The 1,656-nt window shown below is 50.7% G+C and carries 2 protein-coding genes; one reads left to right on the top strand and one right to left on the bottom strand.

All coding sequences use genetic code 11. From position 1 onward, the window contains the following. Positions 1 to 934: alpha/beta fold hydrolase (locus AC2VE5_RS26945; protein WP_486890605.1), on the bottom strand; the 934-nt coding region annotated here is incomplete at its 3' end. Positions 935 to 1,173: 239 nt separating this feature from the next. On the opposite strand from AC2VE5_RS26945, the gene AC2VE5_RS26940 reads away from it, so the two are divergent. Continuing rightward, positions 1,174 to 1,407, top strand: a complete 234-nt coding sequence (locus tag AC2VE5_RS26940; protein WP_486890604.1) for a hypothetical protein — start codon at positions 1,174 to 1,176, stop codon at positions 1,405 to 1,407. Positions 1,408 to 1,656: the final 249 nt, after the last annotated feature.

Raw genomic sequence — 1,656 nt, 5'->3', positions numbered from 1 at the left:
GAAGCAAGGGCAAAAACTGGCGAATCAACCCAATCGTCACTGCCGGGAGTTCCAGTTGAGGTGTTAGGCCAACATCCCCCAATTGCTCAAATCTTCGAATTGCTTCAGGGTTGAGTTCAGCCAACCGCCGGCCAATGCTGGGACCGGTGAACTGAGATTTTTGGCCCCAAATAATTGCTGTCGGCACCCGAAGTTGCTTGATATAGAGGGAGAGATCAAAGCATAAATCCCCCCGCACAAAGCTGAGGGCCGCATACTCAGCATTTGGCTGTTGCGCGGACTCCAGATAGGCGGCGACAATTTCTGGATAGACGCGGTTGGCTTGGGCAAACTGTCGCTGCTCTAAAAAGCTGCGAATGCCCTGGGAGGTTGCTACGCCAGCGCCGTAGAGGAAGCGATCCAAAACCGGAGTGCTGACAAGCTGAGCAAAGAAACTACGGGTATAGTTCTCGCCAAAATCGGATAAGCCTGCCGGGGTTGTTAGGATCAGGCACTCAAAAAGTTCTGGGCGCTCAATGGCGGCCCGGATGGTCAAAGCAGCTGTGAGGGAAGAGGCAATCACCGGGGTAGGACCGCTACAGGTTTGCTCCATAAATTCCAGAATAGTCTGGATGTAGTCTTGGGGCCGATAGTCTCGTTGGGGGTGGGCCGAACGTCCCCAACCAATCAAATCAGGGGCCAGAATCCGATATTCAGCCGCAAAGGCTGGGTAAACCTTTGACCATTCATAGGCGGAGGACCCTCCCCCAAACCCATGCAGAAACACCAGGGTTTCAGGTTTATTCTCTGGTTTATTCTCTGGTTTATTCTCTGGTTTATTCTCTGGCGCTACTGGATGGGATTGCAACCAGGTGGCCGGGTCGGCAGTGTAGTAAACCATTCGACCCAGGCTGGTTAAAACCGAGTCTTGGGTAAATCCTAAGGGTAGGAACATTGTTGACCCCCAAATTAGTAAAAGCAGCGTTGCAATTTATAGTGTTGCAGCTTATACAGTGCCACGGCTGTAAATTCTCTAAAACTGCAAAAGGAAAGAGACTGATCGCCATGTAAAGGTTAAAACCGTTATTTAAAGTTTTTTGTATCTTTGTTGTCATCGTGCCTTATGACACGTCTAGTACTCCTAGATTTAGATAGTGTAGACAAAGCTAAAGAAAAGATGAAGCGGAGACGTCAATGACTCCTTTCTTGCTAAGACAATTCTGGTCACTGGTGGAAACAGCGCAAACTCCAATGCTGTTGAACCTAGATGATGCCAGTTTGAGCCAGTGGCTGATCCATCAGTTTCAAGCAGAGCGATCGCTGAATGGGGATGAGCGCACCTATCTGATTAACTATATCCAAGAACGGCTGTCTTTGATTCGGGACATTGCTTCCCAACGGCAGTCTTTGTACCAAGGCAGCCACTGAATCTAGGGCTTAAGGCTATAGAGCTTAATGTTATAATTTAAGTTCTTTTGGGAAAGTTTAGCCGCCACGTCTAGACTTGGTTTCGCAGTAACCCTAGGAACGGTAAGATATTAGCAACGATGCCGCGTCCTCGCCGGCGGGGTGCTGTTCACGCTCGGGTTCGCCATCCCGTTCACGCTGCTCGGCTTCCTGGGCGCGCAGCTCGGGCGGGTGTTCGACGGCCGGCCGGTCCAGATCGTGATGGGCCTG

Source organism: Aliterella sp. E5.1, assembly GCF_057473825.1.
Note: the sequence above shows the minus strand (reverse complement) of the source record. Positions and strands in the feature narration are given on the sequence as shown.